Origin of the sequence: Peribacillus butanolivorans (assembly GCF_001273755.1) — a bacterium.
Taxonomy (GTDB): Bacteria; Bacillota; Bacilli; order Bacillales; family DSM-1321; genus Peribacillus; species Peribacillus butanolivorans.
The window spans coordinates 3,474,893-3,499,637 of the sequence record NZ_LGYA01000001.1; the positions used below are offsets into that span (position 1 = coordinate 3,474,893).

Sequence of the window (24,745 nt, forward strand, 5' to 3'; positions counted from 1 at the left end):
CAAGACACCACCCATGCTTGCCAAGACTATCTTATGAAACAGGAAAATCAATATCTGCTAGCTCATCACTCAATACTAAGGGTCTTTCCTGTCTTTCGACTTCTATCTCCTTAAACAGCAAATAGGTGTCCACATTACCTGTTTCACTAAATAACTCCCAGGTAAAATCCAACATATAAAGCCCACCTTTCATTTTTAACTAGCAATATAAATATCCGACCATATGATTAGCTTGACCTTTTTCCACACTTTCATGAAGCGTAAATTTTGCTAATTAATACTCACTTTCATTGAAACCATAGTCGCGAAGTTGGCTCGCTTTGTTACGCCAATCCTTCTGTACCTTCACCCATAGTTCCAGAAATACTTTCGAGCCTAATAAATTCTCGATATCAACCCTCGCACGGCTACCGACTTCTTTCAACATTTTCCCTTGCTTACCAATGACAATACCTTTTTGTGAATCACGTTCTACCACAATCGTAGCCATAACATTAATTGTATCACTGTTATCCATTTTTTTTATTGAATCGATAACTACAGCCACTGAATGGGGAATCTCCTCCCTAGTCAGGTGCAGAACTTTTTCGCGGACCAATTCAGAAATAATAAAACGCTCCGGATGATCGGTTACTTGGTCAGCTGGATAAAACTGTGGACCTTCAGGAAGATGCTCCTTGATTTGTTCAAGCAGTGTATCGACATTATTGCCTTCAAGCGCTGAGATTGGAACGACGGCCGCGAACGGATAAAGCTTTTGATATTTCTCAATAATTGGAAGTAAATCATCAGGGTGCATAGCATCAATTTTGTTGACTACAAGGAAAACAGGTGTTTTTACGGTTTGTAGTTTTTCAATGATAAACTCATCACCACGTCCGTATCCTTCTGTCGCATTAATCATGAAGAGAATCAAATCGACCTCTTTCAATGTATTTGTTGCTACCTTCATCATAAAGTCCCCAAGCTTATGCTTCGGTTTATGAATACCCGGTGTATCAATGAATATCATTTGTGAATCGTTTTGTGTAAGTACACCTTGAACCTTGTTTCTCGTTGTTTGCGGTTTATCACTCATAATGGCAATTTTTTGACCAATAACCCGGTTCAAAAATGTACTCTTGCCAACATTAGGTCGTCCTATAATCGAAATAAAACCTGATTTGTAACCTTTTACTTGTGTTTCGTCAAATAGTTTATTCATTTAAATCCTCCGGTGAAAAAGCTCCTGGAAGCAATTCCTGTACTGTTAATTCTTTAATATCCCCGTTTAAGTTGGTTAAAACAACCATCATATCTTGTTCACATAGTTCTGAAATAACCTGCCTGCACGCTCCGCATGGGGAAACAGGACGATCAGTATCTGCTACGACTGCTAGTTTTGTGAACTTCTTATCATTATGGGCATAGGCACTAAATAAAGCGGTTCTTTCTGCGCAATTGCACATACTATATGCAGCATTTTCTATATTGCACCCATGATAAACCTTACCATCGGCAGTTAATAAAGCAGCCCCTACTTTGAATTTTGAATAAGGTACATAAGCCTTTTCCCTTGCTTTTTTAGCTTCCTCAATCAATTCATTCGTATTCAATTCACATCTTCCTTTCAAATTGGATACCATTTCAACCACCTATAGACCAAACTTCGGCAAAAAGATAATCAATCCAACTATTATAGAAAATATAGCATATATGAATACAGCTCCGGCTGCAATATCTTTTGCCTGCTTAGCAAGGGGATGGATTTGGTCTGTTACCAGGTCTACAACTCTTTCAATCGCTGAATTAACGAGCTCTAATGTAATCGTACCAGCAATGGCAGCCAAAATGAACAGCCATTCCATCCCATTCAATGAGAAATACCAACCAAAGAATACGACGATTACTGTTAATAAGAAATGAATCTTTATATTACGTTCTGTTCGAACTGCTTCCAAAATCCCCTGACAGGCAAAAGAGAAGCTTTTTATTAAAGGATACTTTTTTTTACCCTTCTCTTGAAAGTCCATATTCTTCCAAGATCTCCTTTTGTTTAGTAAACATCACTTTTTCATCTTCTTCAGTCATGTGATCAAAGCCTAGTAAATGAAGAAAACCATGAAGAGCTAAAAACCCAAGTTCACGGTCAAAAGAATGTCCGTATTCTTCTGCCTGCTCCTTTGTACGCTCAATGGAAATGATAATATCACCAAGCATACGAGGCATTTCGGCCCCGATAATTTCCACTTCATCTTCACCCATCTCTTCCAGTGCAAAAGAAATGACATCGGTAGCTGCATCTTTATGGCGATATTCTTTATTGATTTCCTGAATTCTCTTATTATCTACAAAAGTGACAGACAGTTCCGTATCTTCTTCAATATTTTCTTTTTTAGCCGCAAATTGCAGAATACTTTCAACAAGGTTCTGAGCTTTTTCCGTAACTTCGTTCGTTTCATCCATTAAATCGATTGCTAAAATCATTCTTTCACCTTCTGTCCTAATTTATCCGGCTCCGGATATTCAATCCTAGAGTGGAAGATACCATTAAGCGATTCACATAAGGAATGCTTCACGATACTTAATTCTCTCATAGTAATGTCACATTCATCAAATTGACCGTCTTGAATTCGGTCCTGAATAATAAAACTTACCAGCTCTTCAATCTTCTCAGGTGTAGGGTGCTGCATCGATCTCACCGCGGCCTCTACACTATCAGCAATCCCTATGACAGCGACTTCCTTCATTTTCGCTCTCGGGCCTGGGTAACGGTAACAGGCTTCAACTGTCGTATCATCCTGCTTCTTCGCCTTATGATAGAAAAATTTCAATAAAGTAGTCCCGTGATGCTGCTCCGCAATATCAACAATCTCTTTCGGGAATTTATGACTGCGCAACATCTCTCCACCATCAACAGCATGGGCAATGATGATATCCCTACTCGTTTCCGGCTGCAGTCGATCATGCGGGTTTTCCTCATTCATCTGATTCTCGATGAAAAAATGCGGACGTTTCGTCTTGCCTATATCATGATAATAACTGCCGACCCTTGCAAGCAATCCATTTGATCCAATAGCTTCACAAGCTGATTCCGCTAAATTGGCCACCATTACACTGTGATGGTAGGTTCCTGGCGCTTCAATTAAAATTTTTCGTAGTAAAGGGTGGTTTGGATTTGAAAGTTCGATTAGCTTCATCGATGATAAGATCCCGAAACCTGCCTCAAAAAACGGTAACAGGCCCATTGTCAAAACAGCTGAACCCACTCCCGATCCTATAGCTGCAGCAGCATAGTACAAATACTCCATTTTAGTATAATGCCCGTCCATTATAAAGATAAGCGAAAATACAAATGCCATATTGATTAAAGACATCAGAAGTCCTGCAATCAGAACTTTTGATTTGAAATTTGGGCGCGATAATATAATGATTGCCGCCAAACCCCCGAAAATAATATAAAGTCCCATCGAGAAATCTAGATTTCCAGGTGTATCACCATTAAATATAATCGTACCATACGAACCTAATAAAATAATCATTGCTACAGCTAGCTTATCATTCAATAAAATCTTAATAAGCATAGCCGCCATGGCACCTGGGAAAATGTATTCCAAATTCGAATTTTTAAGATCTGCCAAAACACTGACAGTTTTCATAGTTGCCATTGAAAGGATAAAGACAAGACTGAAGATCAATAACTGATTGTATTTGTTATCCCTTTTGGAAATTGAAAAGGAAAAAAAGTAATAAAAAGCTCCAAAAGTTAAAAGGATAAATAGCAGTAGCCCAATATAAGGATAAATGGTAGACTCTGTACTTAAAAAACCTGCCAGTTCAAGTTGCCTGTACACATCCCGGTCTACTAGCTGATTTTCTTCAACAATAATCTGCCCCTGAAGAATTCTAATAGGCTCTACGCTTTCGATTGCTTTCCTACGTTGCTCCTCGGTTTTATCCTTATCGAAAAACACATTTTGGATGATTGCCGTGCGTGCAAGGGAATTAGAGGCTTTTTTCATATCGCTATTAATGCTCATATACCCTAATTCTTCTACAACCTTTTTCTTGGCATTTTCAACATCACTGGCCGCAATTCGTGAGCTCATCACATTATTAACAGCCGTGATCGTTGAGTCTTTTGCTATTTCTAACTCATCTTCATCCGCCTGCACTAAAGCAAGGAAAACAGAATCCTCAATATTTCTATTGACTTCATCTGTCAATTTTTCTTTTAAAATGGAAACCTTCTGAGCATCAGTTTTTATTGGTTCCTTTTTATCTTCCTTTCCTTCCTCTTTTTTATCTCTTTCAGGATCTGTTTCTTTATTCACCTCAATTGCCGAATCAAAAATGGATGAGATCAGATCGACTTTATTTTTGGCGTATTCTTTTTTTAATGTATAGACATCCGCCACTTGTTTTGAAATCTCTTCTTTTTCTTGTTCGGTCTTATATGTATCTTCTACAGTCTTTGTTGAACGAATAGTTTGTTCTGCCGGCTTAAAAAGCTCTACCTGGATTTTTTCCGGTTTGACATTGGAAAACATTAATCCATACGCAAACAAACCAAGTATCAGAAACAACAGTACTTGAAAAAAACGATGGACCAATAGCCCCTTTATTTTAGTGAAAAATTTCTGGATACGATTCAAGGAAGGTCCTCCTATAAAAAAGTGATGTAATATTCTAGATATGTAAAATCATAACAGTTTTCTTGTTAATTTTCACATTGGTTATGATAAATGTAAAGCTTCTTCCGTTCTATTTCTACTTTTTGCTAATAAAGACACATAATCTACACACAGCACGAAAAATCCGCCGAGTGGAATTGGCGGATTTTTTTCTTATTCCTTTGCCTGCTCGTAAGCAGTAATGATTTTGGCTACAAGTGGATGTCTTACAACATCACTTTGTTCAAAATAAACAAATGAAAGACCTTTAACATTTTTCAAGATTTCTTCAACCCTAACCAAACCAGACTTCATTCCTTTGGGAAGGTCAATCTGTGTACGGTCTCCCGTAATGACCATCTTTGAACCGAATCCAAGCCGAGTTAAGAACATTTTCATTTGGGCTTCAGTCGTATTTTGTGCCTCATCCAAGATGACAAATGCATCTTCAAGCGTACGTCCCCTCATGTAGGCAAGAGGAGCAATTTCAATCGTTCCACGTTCTATCATCCTTTGGGTCTGTTCCATCCCCAGAAGGTCATGTAGGGCGTCATATAACGGCCGTAGGTACGGATCTACTTTTTCCTTCAGATCTCCTGGCAGGAAACCAAGGCTTTCACCCGCTTCAACAGCCGGTCGAGTCAAGATAATTCTTTTAACATGGCCATTTTTTAATGCATTAATCGCCATCACTACAGCAAGGTAGGTCTTCCCGGTTCCAGCAGGTCCAATTCCAAATACTAAGTCTTGCTTCTTTATAGCTTGAATATAGTATCTCTGACCGATTGTTTTGACTTTAATAGATTTCCCTTTAGCTGTTTTAGCGATTTCCTCTTCATATAATTCACCGAAATATTCTAAGGTCCCTTTTCTAGCCAATTCAATTGCATATAGAACATCCCTGGAACTGATTGTAATTCCTTTTCTAATTACTGTTAATAGTGCTTTCAATATTTCCTGACCCATTGTTACCCGCTCGATTTCTCCAGCAACACTGATTGCTTCACCTCGGGTAATAACTGAAATTCCAAGCTCTTCTTCAAGCACTTTTACATTTGAATCTCCATTGCCCAATAAAGCCATTGCTTCATTAGGTGATTCTATTTCTAGCTTAATTACTTTCACATCATCTGCCATTCGTTAGTCTCCTTGAATGATTGGCTGTCCAATCGCTATATCTTCAATAACTTGGTAATGTATAGATAATTTAACTTTACCATTCTCTATGCTTTCGTGCAAAATTTTTTCTCCCACGATTTCATCTTCCTCATCGAGCAGCTTTTGCAAATCGGCTCGGGCCATTTTTTTACCTTCCTTTATCGCTTCTTCCTTCGTATAACTTCGGACAATATCATCCTTGCTCCTTAAGGTCACAACTTTATAGGAAATAGGCAGTTCCCATTGAAGAAAGTGAAACGGCCTCACAGTCGTTTCTTTTTCCTGTTTTTCATATCCCGGATCTTTGAAACCCCAGATTGGCAAAGAAAATCCACTCATTTTTAAATAGTGCTTACTCGTTTCATTTCCGTTTAAAACAGAAAATTTAGTTTTCAACGGAACCTTCACTTCCGCTTTATACCAGGTTTTCCCTTTTATTACTCCCTGAGCTGATACAATTTCCGGCTTGTCTTCTTTCCCAATCACACCTGAAACAAGAAGCTGCCCTTTGCCGACATAATCATTTACGTTTACTATAGATTGTCCTTTTTTTACGAACAAATCAGTGATTATTGCTTTTTTCGAAGCTACCAAATTCTGTGGAGACGTTTTCTCGATTTCTTTCGGCTGCCGTTTTTCAACAACTCTAAAATGGTAAGTTGTCCCCTTCAGCTCAACTCCCACCCACGTTAATGCGCCAATCCGATCAGATAGTTTACGCTGGATTGTATCCACATCATCAACAAAAAATTGCACCTTACCAATTTTCACGCCCATCTTGTCCAACTCTTTTCGGATGGCATGCTCGGTTGCCGGCTTTGCACCTTGCACATCAATGCCCCAAACCATATTGGAAAGTACAAAAATACAAAGCAGGAAGGCAATTAGACCAGCCAAAAACCCGCTATTTTTCATTACTCTCTTCAATAGGAACGGAACGCCTTTTCCCTGCATGAACTTTACTTTGCAGTCACTTTTACGCATAACCTGACGGAGCTTTGGAATATCTCTAAAATCCATATGAAAAATTAGAGATTCACTTCCAACACGCTTCACATCCCAGATATGAAGCCCTCTCCTTGTCAGCATGTTAATCAACCGTTCCGCACCTCTGCCATAAGCCTTCACTTTAACATAGCCTGTATAGTAGTTTGTCCATTGGTTTTTCATGGAGACCTCCCGGGATCATTCATTGATAAAATATACCTTGTCAATCTTGCCTTCGAGCATGATTTCTTCCGGCAAAATCGTCTTAATGACAAAGGCTGTTCCCTTTATTAGCAGCTGACCATTTTTCAGCATCAATCGTACTTCACTGTCAGTAAAAGCTAATAAGCCACGATGATTTTCAATATAAATATGTAATTGTCCGATCATAGTAATTCGCGGCAGGTCCATCATGACATCTTGCGGAAGGTCCATTGTTTTGGTCATAAGCTGTTTCATTTTTTTTCCCCAATTACGAGCCATAAAAAAGAACCCCCTTTCATCTCAATGTATGAAATGAAAGAGGGTTCTAGCACAAAATTATAAAGGAACAAAAGTCTATTTTTTTATTGCATCAAATACATAATGCAAACAGGTCCCCTATCGAGTTATCTCCTTGACCTCTGAAGACTTCGCTTCGCCCTTGGCGGTCCCAGCACTTCTGACATGATGATGCCATCAATCAGCTGTTTTTTGCCAAAAGACGGTCCTTTGCGATAGACCGGACTGTTATTATCAGATATCGCTGATGTAATTTGATCCGCCTTCGCTTTTTGATATAAACGCTCTTGATCGTACTTCTGCTGCAGACGCCTAAGCTCCGCAATCCTTTTGTTAGCTTCAGTTTTCGTCTCATCGATTACTTCAGCAGCCTGTGCTGCCTGCTGTTCGACTTTCCTTACGGGAGCAGGTGCAGGCCTTTGCTGTTGATTACCTTGTGCCATTTCACCTTGAAGCTCCCGGATGACCTCCTGCCATTTCTTTTTCGGAGGCGTATTTGGATCATCACTTTGCTGAGGCTGCTTTTTCTTTCCTAACATGGACGTTAAAATACCGATCAAGACAATGATAAGGAATGGGTTCTTGAGAAAGAAATCAATAAAATCTCCCATTTAAAGACCTCCCTTTCCTGATCTAATTATTATTATTGTTATTATTATTATTATTATTGTTAATGTTGTTATCTTTTGGATTGTCGGAGATTTTACTGATGGAATCACGCATATCCGTATCAGCCGTGATATTTTGGATATTCATATAATCCATCACTCCAAGGTTTCCACTTTTTAGTGCATCTGCCATAGCCAACGGAACTTCCGCTTCGGATTGGACAACCTTCGCTCGCATTTCCTGAACGCGGGCAACCATTTCCTGTTCAAGCGCAACAGCCATGGCACGTCGTTCTTCTGCTTTTGCCTGGGCAATTTTCTTATCCGCTTCGGCTTGGTCTGTTTGCAAGATCGCCCCGATGTTTTTCCCGATATCCACTTCAGCGATATCAATGGAAAGAATTTCGAATGCCGTTCCTGAATCCAACCCTTTTGATAAAACAGTTCTTGAAATCAAATCGGGATGTTCCAGTACATCCGTGTGCATTTTCGAAGCACCAATTGTGGATACGATCCCTTCCCCTACACGGGCAATGATCGTCTCTTCACCGGCACCACCGACTAGACGTTCAATATTGGCACGAACCGTGATCCTTGCCTTTGCTTTTACTTCAATCCCATTCATTGCTACACCAGAGATGAACGGAGTTTCGATCACTTTCGGGTTAACGCTCATTTGAACAGCTTGCAGTACATCACGACCAGCAAGATCAATAGCTGCACCCCGTTCGAAAGGCAGCACGATATTGGCACGTTCTGCAGCAATTAATGCGTTCACGACGCGATCGACATTACCTCCTGCAAGGTAATGGCTCTCCAATTGATTCGTTGAAACATTAATTCCAGCCTTATGGGCTTTGATAAGAGGATTGACAACTCTGCTTGGTATAACTCGACGAAGCCTCATACCCACCAATGTAAATATACTGATTTTGACTCCTGCCGCTAAAGCAGAAATCCATAACATTACTGGTACGAATGTGAAAAATACTGCCAATACGATGATAGCAGCAATCACTGCCAGTACAATAAAAATCGTTCCTGAAGTTATCACTTAATGATTCATCCTTCCTGTATCTTTTAATTTGATTCCGGAATTTCCCGGACGACAACCCTAGATCCTTCAACTTTAACAATTATGATTGCCGAACCTTTGGAAACAAAACTTCCTTCAGTCACGACATCAACTCTTTCATCATTAATCAAAGCTGTTCCTGAAGGCCTTAAATCTGTAAGGGCCTTCCCTTCAACACCTAATAAATCCACTCGATTCGGATTGCTCACATACCCTTGTTCCGTTTTTGTTGCATCGGTTAATATCATTTTCCTGAAAAATTTCATCTGTTTTCCAAACACCTTTACAAGTAGGATGAATACCAAAATGGATACGGTAATCGCAATTAGCAAGGAAATCGTCATATGAACAGGATCACCTGAAGCGAGGAATAGACTTCCCACAATCGAGGTAAACCCAAGCAGCCCGATAATCCCCCCTGGGACAAAAAATTCTACTAGTACAAGAATGATTCCAATAATGAAAAATGCTAACGATTCGTACCCGGTGATACCTGCGACAAGATGGCCATAAAAGAACAACACAAGACTGGAAATCCCAATAACACCCGGAATTCCAAAACCAGGTGAAAACAATTCAATCACAATCCCGATTCCTGCTATTGTTAATAAAATAGGAATGACAATTGGATTGGTCAAAAAGCGGGCAAGTTTCTCAGGAAAGCTTTCTTCGATAGATCGAATATCGGCATCCTCAACCCCAAGTATACTATACAGCTCTTCTATCCCAGAAACGGTACCTTCACTATAGCCAGCCTTTTTAGCCTGTTCCGCTGTAAATGTCAGCAGCTTTCCGGTTTCTGCACCATATTCAGGAAGGTTGATGTCTTCATCCGCCATCGCCTGGGCAAAAATCGGATCGCGTCCATTTTGTTCAGCAGCAGTCGTCATGGCAGCAAGCCAATAAGATTGCGCTTTCTTTCCTGCAGCGTTTCCTGATGAATCAATAACAGCTGCCGATCCCATCGTCGCACTCGGAACCATATAGATCTCATCGGCACTCAGAGAAATATAAGCGCCTGCAGAAAGAGCTCTGTTATTGACGTAGGCAACTGTCTTTATTGGTGAATCGGACACTAACTTAGCAATTTTCCCTGCCGCATCAACAGCACCACCAGGGGTATTCACCTCGAAAACGACAAGATCTGCATTAGCGGCTTCTGCAGTGGTCAACGCACGCTCTAAAAAAGCAGAGAGTCCCTTTTCCACCGTTTCTTCAATCGGAACATGGTAAACGATCTTCTCCTTTGCAGAAACAGCCGGCACCATCAGTGAAGACATGGTAAACAGCAATCCAAATAAGAGCAAAGAAATATAACGCCAAATTTTCAACGGAACGCCTCCTTTCCCGTATTTAACGCTGTAAGCGGCCTCCGATTTTCCGAAGAATACTTACTAGATAAATTCAGCCCGTAACTAAAAATTGAATAAGAGGCCCCTGCAAATGAAGCTACCCTTTACTCTGTTCCTTAGTTATTACGTATGTATATGAAAAAGGTTTCAAAAAAAGCAAATAAATTTAAAAGTATCCATAATATCTCTCCATTTGTCCCAATAATATACGCATAAATATTTTAATCTAATCCTTTAATACACAAAAACCACAGGCAATTTGCCTGCGGTTAGGTTTCGAGTTTAAGATAGATGTTGTTGTACTAAGTTGTTTACTAGAGAACCATCTGCTTTACCTTTAACTTTAGGCATTAAAGCTCCCATAACTCTCCCCATATCTGCTTTGGACGTTGCATTGACTTCTAAAATTGTTTGTTTAACAATTTTAGAAATCTCTTCTTCTGAAAGTTGCTCAGGCATATATGCCTCTACGTATACTAGTTCGGTGCGGACTTTATCCACGAGATCGGAACGACCTGCGTTTTCAAACTCCTGGAGGGAGTCTTTGCGTTGTTTTAATTCGCGAGAGAGCACTGTCAATTCTTCATCATCTGTTAAATCTTGTCTCAGCTTTAGAGCTTCATTTTGAATAGAAGCTTTCAGCATCCGAATAACAGATAGTTTGTCCTTTTCCTTGTTCTTCATCGCTTGTTTCATATCATTATTTAAACGCTCGAGAAGACTCATCTTTCCACCCTCTCTTAGAATTTACGTTTTCTTGCAGCTTCAGACTTTTTCTTACGTTTTACGCTTGGTTTTTCATAAAATTCACGCTTCCTAGCTTCCTGAAGCGATCCTGCTTTAGATACAGTACGTTTGAAACGACGAAGAGCATCTTCAAGCGATTCGTTTTTACGAACGACGGTTTTAGACATCTCTTTCCCTCCCTCCGAAAACAACACACTAACTCAAGTTGTCAACATGTTATACATGTACTAAACAATTATAATATATCATCTTTAACAGGTCAACCAATAAAATCAAACTTATTTCGAATATTATCATGTTTATGTCATAATTTTTCACTAAACAATCATCCTAGAGCAAAGAAATCCTTTTTATAGCATGTCTACCCCCTTTGGACCATAAGCTGATTAAGGGGTGAGAGTCATGTATGAGCTCATTTTATTTCTATTATTCATTGCGATATTTTTAGCCGGTATGGCTGTTTTACGTATCGGATTGTTCAATATGTCCGGTGCTGCATTAAAAACTTTCCTCTCAAAGGTAACAGATAGACCCTGGAAAGGCTTTTTTGCCGGTACCATTTTTACAGGAATCCTCCAGAGCAGCTCAGCGGTCATGGTTATGACGGTCGGCCTCGTTTCTGCAGGCAGTTTAACTTTCCCACAAACAATCGGTATTATTCTAGGAACAAATATCGGTTCTACCTTCACAGCAGAATTTATGACCATTTCCTTGGATCGTTGGATAATTCCTGGTGTCATCAGTGGTGCTATTCTTTGTTTAATGCCAAAAGTATTATTGAAAAGCGCTGGGATGTCCCTAATCGGTATCTCAGCTATCTTCGCAGCGATGAGTGGCTTTAAAATGCTTTCGAAACCTATTGCAGTCTATCCATCGGTACAGACTCTAATCAGCAACATAGAGGATCATATGAGTATTGCTCTATTGGCTGGTATCTTGTTAACGGCAATGATTCATTCTAGCTCCGCGACTATTGGAATAGCAATGAGCTTTTTAATGAGCGGGGAGTTATCCGTCGCTTCCGCCATTATCATGATGCTCGGCTCTAATATAGGCACCTGTATCACCGGCTACATGGCCAGCATCGGTTCTGGTAGACAAGCTGCTTTTACAGCTTATGCACATATTTGGTTAAATGTAATCGGAGTTGCAGCTTTTCTCCCTCTTGTGGACGTCCTAGAACGAACAGCTGCTTTTTTTACCGATGATAAGGGAACACAACTCGCGCATGCTAGTGTTATTTTCAATATCGTGACTTCTTTGATCGTTTTACCATTTGCACGCCAATTTTCCAACTTTATTTTATTGATCCATCGTCCGCATATAAAAAAATAAGCCGCACTCTTAAGAATGCGGCTTGTAAATTAATAATCAGAGTCAGCTGTTAAGCCCTTTAAGATGGAGACACCTGCACTCGCTCCAATTCTTGTTGCACCCGCTTCAATCACTTTCTGAGCATCACTCGTGTTACGAACTCCGCCTGAAGCTTTAACGCCGATATCTGGTCCTACTGTTTTTCTCATAAGCGCAACATCTTCAACTGTTGCACCGCCAGTTGAAAAACCAGTTGAGGTTTTAACGAAATCCGTTCCCGCTTTTACGGCAAGTTCGCAGGCACGGACTTTTTCTTCCTCAGTAAGTAAAGAGGTTTCAATAATTACTTTTGACAGAGCTTTACCTGTCGATACCGCTACCACAGCTCGAATATCCCGCTCTACCAATTCATTATCCTTGTCCTTTAATGCGCCGATATTGATCACCATATCGACTTCGTGTGCGCCATTACTGATGGCGTCTTTTGTTTCAAAAGCTTTAGTTTCTGGTGTAGTGGCACCTAAAGGGAAACCAATTACCGTACAAACTTTTACTTCTGAGCCTTCTAAAAGCTCACTTGCATACTTCACCCAAGTCGGGTTTACGCATACTGAAGCAAAATTATACTCTCTCGCTTCTTCACATAATACCCTTATTTGTTCTTTCGTTGCATCTGCTTTTAATAAAGTGTGGTCAATTAAACCTGCTACATTTTGTGACATATATAATCCTCCTTAAAAACAATTTAAAACTAGTTGTACGTACCTCTCATCATACCATAGTTCTTCTATTTTGACGATATATATAGTCTTTACCCTAATGTACTAAGAAAACACGTTAAACAAAGAATAAAAAAAAGACAGCGAAAAAATCGCTGTCTTATATATTAGCTACTTGCTGCAACGGAATATCTTTCACAACCGTCACGAACTGTCCTTCGCTATGCGGATAGCCAGACTTTGTAATTTTCACTTTTACAATGTCACCAACCATTTCCTCGGTAGCGGGGAAGACTATTTTCATGTAATTATCCGAGTAGCCTTCATAAAGACCATTTTCCAACTTAGTCTCAGGAATGACTTCAAGCACTTCTCCCTCAAATCGAGAAGCGTACTCTTTTGCCAACTGATCCGATAATGAAATCAGACGGTGAACGCGTTCGTTTTTCACATCTTCATCCACTTGGTCTTCCATGCGTGCTGCAGGAGTCCCTGTCCGTTTTGAATACGGGAAGACATGAAGTTCGGAGAATTTATATTTTTCTATAAAATTATACGTCTCCAAAAATTCTTCTTCGGTTTCACCCGGGAAGCCTACGATTACATCAGATGTAACAGCAAGGCCTGGCAGTGCAACTTTTAATTTTTCAATTCGATCACCGAAGAAAGCCATTGTATATTTACGTCTCATCCGTTTTAAAACCGTATCAGAACCCGATTGGATAGGGATATGCAAATGACGAACTACCTTTTTCGAATTCGTCAGTACTTCAATGATTTCATCTGTAATTTGACTGGCTTCAATGGAAGAAATACGGATCCGCTTTAGCCCATCAATTTTTTCCAAGTCACGTAGTAGCATCGCCAAATTATAATCCTTCAAGTCATCTCCGTAACCACCGGTATGAATGCCCGTCAAGACGAGCTCTTTATATCCTGCCTCGACAAGCTGCTCAGCTTGATGAATGACTTCCTTTGGATCACGGGAACGCATTAAACCACGAGCCCATGGGATGATACAGAAAGTACAGAAATTATTGCAACCTTCCTGAATCTTTAGTGAGGCACGAGTACGATCAGTAAATGCCGGTACATCCAATTCTTCATAGACACGGTTTTTCATAATATTCCCAACCGCATTGATTGGTTCACGTTCTACCTTGAACTGCTCGATGTATTCAAGCAATTTAACCCTGTCCTGTGTTCCAACAACAATATCTACACCTGGAATTGCCATGATCTCTGCAGGAGATGTTTGTGCGTAACAACCCGTTACTGCTATAACAGCATTCGGATTTTTACGGATTGCACGACGGATGACCTGACGGCTCTTCTTATCGCCAGTATTCGTTACCGTGCAAGTGTTGATGACGTATACATCTGATGTATTTTCAAATTCAACACGATCATATCCCTCTGTCTTAAATAATTGCCAAATAGCTTCTGTTTCATAATGATTTACTTTACAACCTAATGTATGGAAAGCGACCGTTGCCATTTTTCATCACCTCAAAAGTTCTACATGATAAGAAACAGCGGAAAGTGCATATAAAGGTGCTGTTTCAGTTCTTAATATTCTAGGTCCAAGACCACAAACTACAAATCCGGCAGCCGACAATTTTTCGATTTCCTTCTCTGCCAAGCCCCCTTCAGGACCAAACACGAATAAAATCGATTGTCCGGCAGTGATATCTTTCAAAACAGAAGCAAGTACAGAAGTTTCTCCACGCTTTGCTTCTTCTTCAAAAGCAATTAATCTATGATCGAAACCAGAAGCATATCCAGCTAGCTGATCTGCCGTCATCGGTTCCTTGATGGCAGGGATAACTGTGCGGTGGGACTGTTCGGCCGCTTCCTTTGAAATCTTCTGGAGTCGTTCCAATTTCTTACCAACCTTTTTGTGGTCCCATTTTACCACCGAACGAGCAGCAATAAAAGGGATAAATTCAACAGCACCTAATTCCGTCCCCTTTTGAACGATATATTCTAACTTATCCCCTTTAGGCAGACCGCTCACTATCGTAACTCTTATCGGAAGTTCCTTTTCTTCATTCTTCCATTCAATAATGGTTCCTATAACAGCGTCATTTGTTATTTCAGAAATTTCCGTGACCGCAGTCATTCCGTTGCCCTTTACGGTGATGATTTGCTCCCCTGGTTCCATTCTCATTACCCTGGAAATATGGTGAAAATCATCGCCTGATATTGTCACTGTTTTACCCTTAAAGTCTTCCTCGTTAAGAAAATACCGTTGCACACTGCCACCTACTTCGTCTAGTCTAAAAAAACTCACAGGCTAGCAGTCAGAGGCTTATTTTCCGATTGCGCGCCATGCAAAAACTCAAGCTAAAAAAAGGTACTCTGACTATCCAAATATACGATAATCAGAGTAACTTTTCATTTAATCATTTCTTTTCGCGATGATTGCTACCCAATCTTCCATCAAAATGGTTTCCTCAACTGTGAATCCGGAAGCTATAATTGCATCCTTCACATCCTGTTTCTTTGGCTGGATAATCCCAGATGCTATAAAATATCCACCAGGTTTAACCACTTTTGCTACATCATCTGTAAAGCGCATAATGACTTCAGCTAATATATTAGCTACAACGACATCTGCTTGTTCGTTTACGCCGTCCAACAAGTTACCTTGAGCAACAGAAACTCTGTCTTGAACGTTGTTAAGTTCTACATTTTGCTTAGCAGACTGTACAGCTACGTCATCCAAATCAAGCGACTGAACTTGTTTTGCCTCTAATAATGCCGCTGCAATACTTAAAACACCGGAACCCGTTCCTACATCAACAACTAAGTCACCCGGCTGAACTGTACGTTCAAGTGCTTGGATACACATAACCGTTGTCGGGTGGGTACCTGTTCCAAAAGCCATACCAGGATCAAGTTCAATGATTAATTCATCACTGCTTACAGGAGTGTAATCTTCCCATGTAGGAACAATGGTAAAGCGTTCAGAAATCTTGACTGGATTATAATATTTTTTCCAAGCCGTTGCCCATTCTTCTTCATTCACTTCACTAATTGAAACAACATTCTTCCCAAGATCGATATCAAAAAGAAGGAGATTATTAATTGATTCCTTAATAGCATCAACAGTTTCGCCAAGGAAGCTGTTAACCGGCAAATATGCCTTAATCAACACACCTTCATCCGGATAATCAGCTGGGTTTAGGTGGTAGATTTCGCCAAAAACATTTTCGCGTTCTTTGACTAATTCAAGAGGATCCTCAATGACAACACCGCTTGCACCTGCCTCATGAAGAATATTTGAAACAGGTTCAACCGCTTCATTTGTTGTTTGGATTGCAAATTCAGACCACTTCATAATCTACCAGCTCCCAATTTCTTTACTTGTCTTCACCTATCTTTAAAAGCACGCTTTACCTTTGAGAAAAAGCCATCTTCTTGTTCATCTATACCTGATTGTCCGCTGATATCGTTGAACTCACGAAGAAGGTCCTTTTGTTTTTCACTTAATTTTTTAGGTGTAACCACTAATACGACCACATGCTGATCTCCTTGGCCATATCCTCTTACATTCGGAACCCCTTTTCCTTTTAAACGGAAACGCGTGCTTGTTTGTGTTCCTGCAGGTATCTTCAACTTAACTTTACCATGCAAAGTCGGAACTTCAATTTCATCTCCTAATGCTGCCTGAGCAAAAGTAACCGGCATTTCACAATAAATATCATCGCCATCTCTTTCAAAGAATTCGTGGCTACGAACATGGAAGACTACATAAAGGTCTCCAGCTGGACCACCATTGATTCCAGGCTCGCCTTGACCGGATACACGCAGTTGCTGGCCATCATCGATTCCGGCTGGCACCTTGACTTGGATTTTTTTGCGTTTTTGAACTTTACCGTCGCCGCCACAAGTTGAACATTTATTAGGAATGATTTTTCCTGTTCCTTGACAATGGTGACATGCTCTCCGGTTCACAATACGTCCGAATGCCGTGTTTTGTTCAACATTTAATTGACCTGTTCCATGACAGTGTGAACAGTTTTCCACTTTTGTGCCAGGCTTAGCACCCGATCCTTTACATGTATCACAATTCTCTTCACGCGGAATTTCGATTTCAGTATCTTTTCCGAATGCAGCCTCTTCAAAAGAAAGCGTCATCGTATACTGTAAATCAGCCCCTTGGCGCGGTGCATTAGGATCTCTTCTACGTCCGCCTCCACCAAAGAAACTACTGAAAATATCTTCAAAACCACCGAAACCGCCAAAGTCCTGGCCACCGAAGCCCTGATTTGGATCTGTATGTCCAAATTGGTCATAATGAGCCTTTTTCTGCTCGTCGCTTAATACCTCGTAAGCTTCCTTAATTTCCTTGAATTTATCCGCAGCATCTTCCGCTTTATTAATATCAGGATGATATTGTTTGGAGAGCTTTCGATACGCTTTTTTGATTTCATCCTTCGAAGCACTCTTCGAAAGGCCTAACACCTCATAATAATCACGTTTACTCATATCTAAAATCCACTCCCGATTCGATTCACATAAAGGTAATATTATCACTGAACGAAGATAATAATCAACTAGAAAAGTACAAACGGCTTGAACACTTTTTCTTAAAAGAAGACATCTGCCTCAAATTTGCACCTATTTTTCTCTATAGTCTTATGATTCCCCACTAGCGATTGTAAGAATAAAAGAATACCAGCTGCCATTACTTCCGGACTTTGATTTCACCCATTGTAAAAAAGCCAAAGCCAAGATAACCTGACTTTGACTTTTCTACAATTACAGGCAGAAATCCCTGCCCAATATATCAGCGTCCCAACAGGGTCACTTTTTTATTTTTTCTCTTCTTCGTTTACTTCTGTATATTCTGCATCAACTACATTATCGTCTTTTGCACCAGCTTCGCCAGCACCCTCTTGGCCTGCTTGCTGAGCTTTTGCAGCTTCTTCATAAAGCTTCATTGTCAAAGCTTGAACGATTTCGTTAAGTGCATCTTTTTTCACGCGGATTTCTTCAAGCTCATTTTTCTCGATTGCTGCTTTCAGTTCATCCTTCGCTTCGTTTGCTTTTGTTACTTCCGCTTCGTCTACTTTACCTTCTAGATCTTTAAGCGTTTTTTCCGTTTGGAAGACTAGTTGATCTGCTTCGTTACGAAGTTCAACTTCTTCTTTACGTTGTTTATCACTATCAGCATTTTCTTCTGCTTCACGTACCATGCGGTCGATTTCTTCATCAGAAAGTCCTGAAGATGATTTGATTGTGATTGCTTGTTCTTTGTTTGTGCCAAGATCTTTTGCACGAACGTTTACAATACCATTTTTATCAATGTCGAAAGTTACTTCGACTTGTGGAATTCCGCGCGGTGCCGGTGGAATGTCACTCAATTGGAAACGACCAAGCGTTTTGTTGTCTGCTGACATCGGACGTTCACCTTGAAGAACATGGATATCTACAGCTGTTTGATTATCAGCCGCTGTTGAGAATACTTGTGATTTACTTGTTGGAATTGTTGTATTACGGTCGATTAATTTCGTGAACACGCCGCCCATTGTTTCAATTCCAAGTGAAAGTGGAGTTACGTCTAAAAGAACAACGTCTTTAACATCCCCTGTTAATACGCCACCTTGAATCGCAGCACCCATAGCTACTACTTCATCAGGGTTAACACCTTTGCTTGGTTCTTGACCGATTTCCTTTTTGATTGCTTCAACAACCGCAGGAATACGCGTAGATCCACCAACAAGGATGACTTTATCGATTTCAGATGCTGAAAGACCTGCATCTTTCATCGCTTGACGAGTAGGTCCCATTGTACGTTCCACAAGACTTGAAGAAAGTTCATCGAATTTAGCTCTAGTCATTGTTACGTCTAAGTGAAGCGGGCCAGCATCTCCAGCTGTGATGAATGGCAATGAAATTTGTGTAGAAGTTACACCTGAAAGATCTTTTTTCGCTTTTTCAGCTGCATCTTTCAAACGTTGAACTGCCATTTTGTCTTTAGAAAGATCGATTCCATTTTCTTTCTTGAATGCTTCTACTAGGTAATCAATGATGACTTGGTCGAAATCATCTCCACCTAGACGGTTGTCACCAGCAGTGGATTTAACTTCGAATACGCCATCGCCAAGTTCCATGACTGATACGTCAAATGTACCGCCACCAAGGTCGAATACAAGAATTGTTTGGTCTTCATCCGTTTTATCTAAACCGTATGCAAGTGCTGCAGCTGTCGGTTCGTTAATAATACGTTCTACTTCAAGTCCAGCAATTTGACCAGCATCTTTCGTTGCTTGACGTTCTGCATCATTGAAGTAAGCAGGTACAGTGATAACCGCTTTTGTAACTTTTTCACCAAGATACTCTTCAGCATATGATTTTAAGTATTGAAGGATGATTGCAGAAACTTCCTGCGGTGAATATTCTTTTCCTTCAATTACTTCTTTATGATTAGTACCCATATGACGTTTAATAGAAATGATCGTGTTCGGGTTTGTAATTGCTTGGCGTTTTGCCACTTCCCCTACTTGTCTTTCACCATTTTTGAATGCCACTACGGATGGTGTTGTACGGTTTCCTTCTGGATTCGGGATAACTTTTGGTTCCCCGCCTTCAAGTACAGATACACAAGAGTTTGTTGTACCTAAGTCAATACCAATAATCTTGCTCATAGTTTCACTACCTCCCAATTATTTGTATGTAATTTCTATTATTCGTTTACTTTTACCATTGCAGGACGAAGCACTCGGTCTTTAAGAACATATCCTTTTTGGAACTCCTCGACAACGATGTTAGAACCAAAGTTTTCATCTTGAACTTGCATGACCGCTTGATGTAAACGCGGATCAAATTCTTCACCAACCGAACTAATTGGTTCGATGCCTTCTTTAGTCAATGCATCAATAATCGCTTTGTAGACCATTTCCATCCCTTGAAGCAGGGATTTTGTTTGTTCATTATCAGCTTCGATTTTTGTCGCTCTTTCAAAATTATCAAGAGCCTCGACTAAATCACCAGCAATACTTTGAACTCTATATTTTTGAGCCGCTTCCATATCAAGCTTGGCACGGCGTCTTGAATTATCAAAATCGGCCTGCAGACGAAGATAACGGTTATCCATTTCTTCGATTTTTGCCTGTAGCTCAGCAATCTTTTCATGAGCCAATTGAAGTTCATCTTTCTCAACCGGAGTTTCCTCCTGATTTTGTTCCGCTGGAATTTCCTCTTCAGCGAATACAGCTTCTGCAGCGCTTTCCTCGATTGTTTCATTTTCTAATGTTTGTTCTTCGTTTTTATTTTCTGTCACAATCTCACCTCCCTAAAAGGGTTATACAATTTATGCTTAAGTAATAAGTCAGGCTGGGGAATTTACATCCCCGCCACCTTAACAATATTACCTTTGCTCCTATTTTTGATACAGTTTAGTCATCAGAGTCGTTAAATCTTTCGAGAAAAACGAAAGCAGACTGATTACTCTCGAATATTCCATTCTCGTTGGACCTAGTATCGCTAATGTGCCCACTTGTTCCTGTCCGATTGAGTAGGTTGCGGTAATTAAGCTGCAGTCATCGAGTACCGTATTTTGATTTTCACGGCCAATCTTGACGTGAATGCCCGCTGGATTTTGAGTAATAAGATCATAAAACCCTTGTTCCTGCTCAATCATCGATAAAAGTGTACTTACTTTTGCAATGTCATGGAACTCCGGCTGCCTTAGCATATTCGTTTTCCCGCCGAAAAATATTTTTTCAGGCTTTGTATCCGTCAAGGTATCCGCTAGAACTGAAACAATCGATCCATAATTATGAATGTGGCGGCTTAATAGAGCAGCCACCTCCTTATAGATCTTATCTTTTAAATCAACAAGCGGAACATCGACTAAACGGGCATTTAAAATGTTCACCATCTTTTCAATTTCATTTATATCAAAAGAAGGGGGCAAGGAAATCATTCGATTTTCCACATGACCTGTATCAGTAATAATGATTGCAATTGCAGCATCCGGACTCAAAGGAACAATCTGAATTTTTTTCAACTTATGTTCATTGACTTTTGGACCTAATACAATTGCCGTATAATTCGTCAGTTCTGAAAGAATTTTTGCTGACTTTTGAACAATCTTTTCTAGCTCATAGATTCGCTCAACAAAAACAGATTTTAACAATTTCATTTCATTCTTTTTCGGAGCTTGAGGAGAAAGCAAATGATCCACATAATATCTATACCCTTTTTCAGAAGGTATTCTACCAGAAGATGTATGAGTTTTTTCTAAAAAACCCAATTCTTCAAGATCAGACATTTCGTTACGGATTGTGGCAGAGCTGAACGTAATTTCATCTTTCTTCGACAAGCTTCGCGACCCGACTGGCTGGGCAGAATGGATAAAATCCTCGATTATCACTTGCAGAATCAATAATTGACGATCAGTTAGCATGTATGATCACCTCTGTTAGCACTCTGTCTCTTTGAGTGCTAATATACTAATAAATTATCAAATGAAGCTTATGATGTCAACAATGAAAACCGCTAATTCATTGATAAAATAACAAGAGATTTCCATCACTCGTAATCAACAACGCCTAAAAACGATTGGAACACTTCATTACCAAGCAATTTCCCCTGCTCAGTCAATCGGACAAACCCACCTTCAATCGTAAGCAGACCCTTTGCTGATTCTTCTTCGAGCGATTTCCCGAAAATTTCCGTCATTTCAACAGAAAATTTATTCTTGAAGTTTTCCAATGAAACTCCTTCTGTTTTTCTAAGTCCTAAAAACATCTCCTCTTCCATCTTTTCATGGAGTGGTACAGGATGTTCTTCCAAAACAGGTAACTCGTTCACCGTCAATGGCGTGATGTATTTTTTCACTGGCCCATGATTGGCCACTCTTTTCCCCCCAGTATAGCCATGTGCTCCCGCACCAATCCCATAATATTCTACATTATCCCAATATGTTAAATTGTGCCGGCTTTCAAATCCAGGACGAGCAAAATTACTGATTTCATATTGATGCAGACCATGTTTCTCCATCTCTTCCATCAGCCGTTCATACATGGAAGCCTCAAGCTCCTGAGGCGGAAGATTTAGTTTGCCTCTTCTCATCTGATTATAGAAAACCGTCTTTGGCTCAACAATTAATGAATAACTGGAATAATGGGGAAGCTGTAGTGCAAGGGCCTTATCTAGCGTATCCTTGAAGTCTTCCATCGTTTGACCTGGCAATCCATAAATCAAGTCGATACTTATATTTGTAAAGCCAACCTCTTGAGCCAAATGAATCGTTTCATATACTTCAGATGCCCGATGTGTCCGACCAATTCGCTTTAATAATTCATCATTGAAGCTTTGTACCCCAAAGCTAAGCCTATTCACACCGGAATGAAATAGTATTTCAAGCTTTTCTTTTGAAAGATCCCCAGGATTAGCCTCGAATGTATATTCAGCCTTCTTTGAATCAAATGGAAGGGTTTCATTGATTGCTTCACATAAGAATGCAAGTTGTTTTTCATCAAGAGAGGTTGGTGTCCCTCCGCCGACGAAAACCGTGTCCAATCCTGTTGTTGGATACTTTGCAAGTTGCATTTCCATTTCTCTTTTCATCATCCGTAAATATTCGTCGACTGGCTGCCCCTGCAAAAACACTTTGTTAAAATCACAATAGTGACAAATATGTTCACAAAACGGTATGTGGAGGTAGGCACTTTTAATCATTGTGTTCACAACCTTTAATCGATTGAGTCGATAGAAAAAGAGGCTAGATCTTCTCTACCCTCTTTTTTCTATCTATCATTTATTTTTTTGGAGTCGTATCATCCATTTTCAATACAGCCATGAAAGCTTCCTGCGGTACTTCAACAGAACCTACCTGTTTCATCCGCTTTTTACCTTCTTTTTGTTTCTCAAGCAATTTACGTTTACGGGAAATATCGCCACCGTAACATTTAGCGAGTACGTTTTTACGCATTGCACTAATAGAAGAACGAGCCACGATTTTTTGTCCAATAGCTGCTTGAATTGGAACTTCAAACTGTTGTCTTGGAATCAATTTCTTCAATTTCTCAACAATAACTTTACCACGCTCATAAGCGAAGTCCTTATGAACGATGAAACTTAAAGCATCGACCGTCTCAGCATTCAGTAAAATATCCATCTTCACAAGCTTGGACGGTTTGTAGCCGATTAATTCATAATCAAATGACGCATAGCCCCTTGTATTTGATTTCAATTGATCAAAGAAATCATATACGATTTCCGACAATGGTATTTCATAGTGAATACTTACACGTGTCTCATCGATATATTCCATATCAATGAAGTTCCCGCGTTTATTCTGACAGATTTCCATGATTGCGCCTACAAATTCTGTTGGTGCCATCATTGTTGCTTTTACATATGGCTCCTCAACACGTTCAATCTTTTGAGCATCCGGCATGTTAGATGGGTTATCAACCTTCAAAACCGTTCCATCAGTTTGAACGACATCGTAAATAACACTTGGCGCAGTAGTAATTAAATCAATTTTGAATTCACGTTCAATACGCTCTTGGATGATTTCCATATGAAGAAGTCCTAGGAAACCGCAACGGAAACCAAAGCCTAATGCTTGAGATGATTCCGCCTCAAACTGCAGCGCAGAATCATTCAATTCCAATTTCTCTAATGCATCCCGTAGATCATTGAATTTCGATGCGTCAATCGGATACAAACCGCAATATACCATCGGATTCATTTTCCGATAACCTGGCAGCGGCTCTGTCGCACTATTCACAGCACTAGTAATCGTATCACCAACTGTCGTATCACCAACGTTTTTAATAGCTGCTGTAAGGAAACCAACATCACCTACGTTTAGTTCATCAAGCAGTTGTGTTTTTGGATTAAAGACACCCAATTCCGTGACATCAAATTCTTTGCCTGTGGACATCATTTTAATTTTGTCGCCCACTTTAATAGACCCTTCAACAACTCGGATATAGGCAACTACACCCCGATATGCATCAAATAGCGAGTCGAAAATAAGCGCCTTAAACGGTGCTTCAGGATCTCCTTGTGGTGCCGGTACTAATTCAACGACCTGCTCCAAAATCTCCTCGATTCCGATACCGGCTTTAGCTGAAGCCAAAACTGCATCAGAAGCATCCAACCCGATTACTTCCTCAATTTCATTACGAACACGTTCTGGATCAGCACTCGGCAAGTCAATTTTATTGATGACCGGGATGATTTCCAAATTGTTATCCAATGCTAAATATACGTTTGCAAGCGTCTGGGCCTCAATACCCTGCGCCGCATCGACAACAAGGACTGCACCTTCACACGCAGCAAGGCTTCGCGAAACCTCATACGTAAAATCGACGTGCCCTGGTGTATCAATAAGATGGAAAATGTATTCTTCGCCATCTTTCGCATTATATTTTAATTGAATTGCATTCAATTTAATCGTAATTCCACGCTCACGCTCTAAATCCATGGAATCTAACAGCTGACTCTTCATTTCACGTTGAGTCATAGCGTTCGTTTTTTCTATGATACGATCCGCCAATGTAGATTTACCATGATCAATATGAGCGATGATGGAAAAGTTACGAATCTTGGATTGTCTTTTTAATTTTTCTTCTCTATTCATAACGTTCACTCCCACTAGTCG

General features: G+C 40.1%; 25 protein-coding genes. 1 reads left to right on the plus strand and 24 read right to left on the minus strand.

The window, feature by feature from the left end; translation table 11 throughout:
* Positions 1 to 31 precede the first annotated feature (31 nt).
* From AKG34_RS27105 to rpsU, 14 genes are all read right to left on the minus strand, one after another.
* On the minus strand, positions 32 to 175 hold the full coding sequence (locus AKG34_RS27105) for a YqzL family protein (RefSeq protein WP_083450815.1): 144 nt from the start codon (positions 173 to 175) through the stop codon (positions 32 to 34).
* 99 nt (positions 176 to 274) lie between these two features.
* Positions 275 to 1,204 (minus strand): GTPase Era, encoded by a 930-nt coding sequence (era, locus tag AKG34_RS16010; RefSeq protein WP_053346995.1) that lies wholly within the window; start codon positions 1,202 to 1,204, stop codon positions 275 to 277.
* A complete protein-coding gene (locus tag AKG34_RS16015; protein ID WP_376102825.1) occupies positions 1,197 to 1,625 on the minus strand; it encodes a cytidine deaminase in 429 nt (142 codons plus the stop codon). Before AKG34_RS16015 ends, era begins: the two co-directional genes overlap by 8 nt.
* A gap of 9 nt (positions 1,626 to 1,634) precedes the next feature.
* Positions 1,635 to 2,012 carry a diacylglycerol kinase family protein gene (locus AKG34_RS16020; protein WP_053346996.1) on the minus strand — a complete coding sequence of 126 codons (378 nt, stop codon included), beginning with the start codon at positions 2,010 to 2,012 and terminating at the stop codon, positions 1,635 to 1,637.
* Positions 1,990 to 2,466, minus strand: coding sequence for an rRNA maturation RNase YbeY (gene ybeY / locus AKG34_RS16025; RefSeq protein ID WP_053346997.1), 477 nt, complete (start codon positions 2,464 to 2,466; stop codon positions 1,990 to 1,992). Before ybeY ends, AKG34_RS16020 begins: the two co-directional genes overlap by 23 nt.
* Positions 2,463 to 4,634, minus strand: coding sequence for an HD family phosphohydrolase (locus AKG34_RS16030; RefSeq protein WP_053346998.1), 2,172 nt, complete (start codon positions 4,632 to 4,634; stop codon positions 2,463 to 2,465). Before AKG34_RS16030 ends, ybeY begins: the two co-directional genes overlap by 4 nt.
* Positions 4,635 to 4,826: 192 nt before the next feature.
* Positions 4,827 to 5,789 carry a PhoH family protein gene (locus tag AKG34_RS16035; RefSeq protein ID WP_053346999.1) on the minus strand — a complete coding sequence of 321 codons (963 nt, stop codon included), beginning with the start codon at positions 5,787 to 5,789 and terminating at the stop codon, positions 4,827 to 4,829.
* A gap of 3 nt (positions 5,790 to 5,792) precedes the next feature.
* Positions 5,793 to 6,980: a sporulation protein YqfD gene (gene yqfD, locus AKG34_RS16040; RefSeq protein WP_053347000.1), complete on the minus strand. Its 1,188-nt coding sequence runs from the start codon at positions 6,978 to 6,980 to the stop codon at positions 5,793 to 5,795.
* Between the two features lie 15 nt (positions 6,981 to 6,995).
* Complete coding sequence (yqfC, locus tag AKG34_RS16045; protein WP_053347001.1) at positions 6,996 to 7,280, minus strand: sporulation protein YqfC; 285 nt, start codon at positions 7,278 to 7,280, stop codon at positions 6,996 to 6,998.
* 125 nt (positions 7,281 to 7,405) lie between these two features.
* Positions 7,406 to 7,909: a YqfB family membrane protein gene (locus AKG34_RS16050; RefSeq protein ID WP_053347002.1), complete on the minus strand. Its 504-nt coding sequence runs from the start codon at positions 7,907 to 7,909 to the stop codon at positions 7,406 to 7,408.
* 22 nt (positions 7,910 to 7,931) lie between these two features.
* A complete protein-coding gene (gene floA / locus AKG34_RS16055; RefSeq protein WP_407946288.1) occupies positions 7,932 to 8,942 on the minus strand; it encodes a flotillin-like protein FloA in 1,011 nt (336 codons plus the stop codon).
* 44 nt (positions 8,943 to 8,986) lie between these two features.
* Positions 8,987 to 10,306 carry an NfeD family protein gene (locus AKG34_RS16060; RefSeq protein ID WP_407946289.1) on the minus strand — a complete coding sequence of 440 codons (1,320 nt, stop codon included), beginning with the start codon at positions 10,304 to 10,306 and terminating at the stop codon, positions 8,987 to 8,989.
* Between the two features lie 309 nt (positions 10,307 to 10,615).
* Positions 10,616 to 11,059, minus strand: coding sequence for a GatB/YqeY domain-containing protein (locus AKG34_RS16065; RefSeq protein ID WP_053347005.1), 444 nt, complete (start codon positions 11,057 to 11,059; stop codon positions 10,616 to 10,618).
* 14 nt (positions 11,060 to 11,073) lie between these two features.
* Positions 11,074 to 11,247, minus strand: coding sequence for a 30S ribosomal protein S21 (gene rpsU / locus AKG34_RS16070; protein WP_028391853.1), 174 nt, complete (start codon positions 11,245 to 11,247; stop codon positions 11,074 to 11,076).
* Between the two features lie 235 nt (positions 11,248 to 11,482).
* On the opposite strand from rpsU, the gene AKG34_RS16075 reads away from it, so the two are divergent.
* A complete protein-coding gene (locus tag AKG34_RS16075; protein ID WP_053347006.1) occupies positions 11,483 to 12,415 on the plus strand; it encodes a Na/Pi symporter in 933 nt (310 codons plus the stop codon).
* 29 nt (positions 12,416 to 12,444) lie between these two features.
* On the opposite strand, the gene deoC is transcribed toward AKG34_RS16075, so the two are convergent.
* The 10 genes from deoC to lepA form a co-directional block, all read right to left on the minus strand.
* Positions 12,445 to 13,116, minus strand: coding sequence for a deoxyribose-phosphate aldolase (gene deoC, locus AKG34_RS16080; RefSeq protein WP_053347007.1), 672 nt, complete (start codon positions 13,114 to 13,116; stop codon positions 12,445 to 12,447).
* 157 nt (positions 13,117 to 13,273) lie between these two features.
* Positions 13,274 to 14,611, minus strand: a complete 1,338-nt coding sequence (mtaB, locus tag AKG34_RS16085) for a tRNA (N(6)-L-threonylcarbamoyladenosine(37)-C(2))-methylthiotransferase MtaB (protein ID WP_053347008.1) — start codon at positions 14,609 to 14,611, stop codon at positions 13,274 to 13,276.
* A gap of 6 nt (positions 14,612 to 14,617) precedes the next feature.
* Complete coding sequence (locus AKG34_RS16090) at positions 14,618 to 15,370, minus strand: 16S rRNA (uracil(1498)-N(3))-methyltransferase (protein ID WP_053347009.1); 753 nt, start codon at positions 15,368 to 15,370, stop codon at positions 14,618 to 14,620.
* Between the two features lie 144 nt (positions 15,371 to 15,514).
* Positions 15,515 to 16,456 carry a 50S ribosomal protein L11 methyltransferase gene (gene prmA, locus AKG34_RS16095; protein ID WP_053347010.1) on the minus strand — a complete coding sequence of 314 codons (942 nt, stop codon included), beginning with the start codon at positions 16,454 to 16,456 and terminating at the stop codon, positions 15,515 to 15,517.
* 32 nt (positions 16,457 to 16,488) lie between these two features.
* Positions 16,489 to 17,607, minus strand: coding sequence for a molecular chaperone DnaJ (dnaJ, locus tag AKG34_RS16100; RefSeq protein ID WP_053347011.1), 1,119 nt, complete (start codon positions 17,605 to 17,607; stop codon positions 16,489 to 16,491).
* 326 nt (positions 17,608 to 17,933) lie between these two features.
* A complete protein-coding gene (gene dnaK / locus AKG34_RS16105; RefSeq protein WP_053347012.1) occupies positions 17,934 to 19,769 on the minus strand; it encodes a molecular chaperone DnaK in 1,836 nt (611 codons plus the stop codon).
* 38 nt (positions 19,770 to 19,807) lie between these two features.
* A complete protein-coding gene (gene grpE / locus AKG34_RS16110; protein WP_053347013.1) occupies positions 19,808 to 20,404 on the minus strand; it encodes a nucleotide exchange factor GrpE in 597 nt (198 codons plus the stop codon).
* A 99-nt stretch (positions 20,405 to 20,503) separates the two neighbouring features.
* Positions 20,504 to 21,532, minus strand: a complete 1,029-nt coding sequence (gene hrcA, locus AKG34_RS16115; RefSeq protein WP_053347014.1) for a heat-inducible transcriptional repressor HrcA — start codon at positions 21,530 to 21,532, stop codon at positions 20,504 to 20,506.
* Positions 21,533 to 21,657: 125 nt separating this feature from the next.
* Positions 21,658 to 22,809, minus strand: coding sequence for a radical SAM family heme chaperone HemW (hemW, locus tag AKG34_RS16120; RefSeq protein ID WP_053347015.1), 1,152 nt, complete (start codon positions 22,807 to 22,809; stop codon positions 21,658 to 21,660).
* A gap of 79 nt (positions 22,810 to 22,888) precedes the next feature.
* A complete protein-coding gene (gene lepA / locus AKG34_RS16125) occupies positions 22,889 to 24,724 on the minus strand; it encodes a translation elongation factor 4 (RefSeq protein WP_053347016.1) in 1,836 nt (611 codons plus the stop codon).
* Positions 24,725 to 24,745 lie beyond the last annotated feature (21 nt).

What these genes read in the sequence shown, in the direction of transcription:
- AKG34_RS16075 (WP_053347006.1), top strand. Translation starts at nt 11,483, where the DNA reads ATGTATGAGCTCATTTTATTTCTATTATTCATTGCGATATTTTTAGCC.
- AKG34_RS16020 (WP_053346996.1), bottom strand. Translation starts at nt 2,012, where the DNA reads ATGGACTTTCAAGAGAAGGGTAAAAAAAAGTATCCTTTAATAAAAAGC.
- dnaJ (WP_053347011.1), bottom strand. Translation starts at nt 17,607, where the DNA reads ATGAGTAAACGTGATTATTATGAGGTGTTAGGCCTTTCGAAGAGTGCT.
- prmA (WP_053347010.1), bottom strand. Translation starts at nt 16,456, where the DNA reads ATGAAGTGGTCTGAATTTGCAATCCAAACAACAAATGAAGCGGTTGAA.
- AKG34_RS16065 (WP_053347005.1), bottom strand. Translation starts at nt 11,059, where the DNA reads ATGAGTCTTCTCGAGCGTTTAAATAATGATATGAAACAAGCGATGAAG.
- AKG34_RS16050 (WP_053347002.1), bottom strand. Translation starts at nt 7,909, where the DNA reads ATGGGAGATTTTATTGATTTCTTTCTCAAGAACCCATTCCTTATCATT.
- mtaB (WP_053347008.1), bottom strand. Translation starts at nt 14,611, where the DNA reads ATGGCAACGGTCGCTTTCCATACATTAGGTTGTAAAGTAAATCATTAT.
- hemW (WP_053347015.1), bottom strand. Translation starts at nt 22,809, where the DNA reads ATGATTAAAAGTGCCTACCTCCACATACCGTTTTGTGAACATATTTGT.
- rpsU (WP_028391853.1), bottom strand. Translation starts at nt 11,247, where the DNA reads ATGTCTAAAACCGTCGTTCGTAAAAACGAATCGCTTGAAGATGCTCTT.
- era (WP_053346995.1), bottom strand. Translation starts at nt 1,204, where the DNA reads ATGAATAAACTATTTGACGAAACACAAGTAAAAGGTTACAAATCAGGT.
- AKG34_RS16015 (WP_376102825.1), bottom strand. Translation starts at nt 1,625, where the DNA reads ATGGTATCCAATTTGAAAGGAAGATGTGAATTGAATACGAATGAATTG.
- deoC (WP_053347007.1), bottom strand. Translation starts at nt 13,116, where the DNA reads ATGTCACAAAATGTAGCAGGTTTAATTGACCACACTTTATTAAAAGCA.
- AKG34_RS16035 (WP_053346999.1), bottom strand. Translation starts at nt 5,789, where the DNA reads ATGGCAGATGATGTGAAAGTAATTAAGCTAGAAATAGAATCACCTAAT.
- dnaK (WP_053347012.1), bottom strand. Translation starts at nt 19,769, where the DNA reads ATGAGCAAGATTATTGGTATTGACTTAGGTACAACAAACTCTTGTGTA.
- hrcA (WP_053347014.1), bottom strand. Translation starts at nt 21,532, where the DNA reads ATGCTAACTGATCGTCAATTATTGATTCTGCAAGTGATAATCGAGGAT.
- yqfC (WP_053347001.1), bottom strand. Translation starts at nt 7,280, where the DNA reads ATGGCTCGTAATTGGGGAAAAAAAATGAAACAGCTTATGACCAAAACA.
- AKG34_RS27105 (WP_083450815.1), bottom strand. Translation starts at nt 175, where the DNA reads ATGTTGGATTTTACCTGGGAGTTATTTAGTGAAACAGGTAATGTGGAC.
- lepA (WP_053347016.1), bottom strand. Translation starts at nt 24,724, where the DNA reads ATGAATAGAGAAGAAAAATTAAAAAGACAATCCAAGATTCGTAACTTT.
- ybeY (WP_053346997.1), bottom strand. Translation starts at nt 2,466, where the DNA reads ATGATTTTAGCAATCGATTTAATGGATGAAACGAACGAAGTTACGGAA.
- yqfD (WP_053347000.1), bottom strand. Translation starts at nt 6,980, where the DNA reads ATGAAAAACCAATGGACAAACTACTATACAGGCTATGTTAAAGTGAAG.